This is a genomic window from Arcobacter sp. (assembly GCF_050300555.1).
Classification (GTDB): Bacteria; Campylobacterota; Campylobacteria; order Campylobacterales; family Arcobacteraceae; genus Arcobacter.
In genome coordinates, this window is record NZ_JBNKXY010000472.1 from 1 (window position 1) to 506 (window position 506).

General features: G+C 25.1%; 1 protein-coding gene. It reads right to left on the reverse strand.

Translation table 11 applies throughout. From position 1 onward, the window contains the following. On the reverse strand, positions 1–506 hold a 506-nt coding region (locus ACQY5W_RS13685; RefSeq protein WP_428025521.1), incomplete at both ends, for a histidine kinase dimerization/phospho-acceptor domain-containing protein.

Consider the following 506-nt stretch of genomic DNA (forward strand, 5'->3'; position numbering starts at 1 on the left):
ATTTATTGTTAAATCTTTTACATTAATTTTTACCTTAATAAAATGATTAGTAAAAGAGCCTTGCATAATAGATACAACTTTTTTAATGCTAGAACTTAGATTAAACTCTTTTTTCTGTTTATTATCTTTTATATAATTTCTAAAATCATCTATTGTTTGAGATAAGAACTGTGAAGTTTCTGTAATAGAATCTAATCCATTCTTAAAATGTTCATCATCAAGTTTTCCATACTCTTTTAGTAGCTTCATTCCTGATGCTGCTGTTGAAATAGAACTTAATGGTTGTCTCCATTGATGCGCAATATTTCCTATCATTTCACCAAGACTTGCCATTTTTGACTGTTGTAGAATTAAATCTTCTTTATTTTTAACATCACTTAAATCAATTATTGAGATAATAGTTGATTCTTGATTATCAAAACTAATTTTATTAACTTTTAAAAGTACTGGTATTTTTGTACCATCTTTTTTGATAGCTTGTGCTTCATATGAATTATTAGATTTAT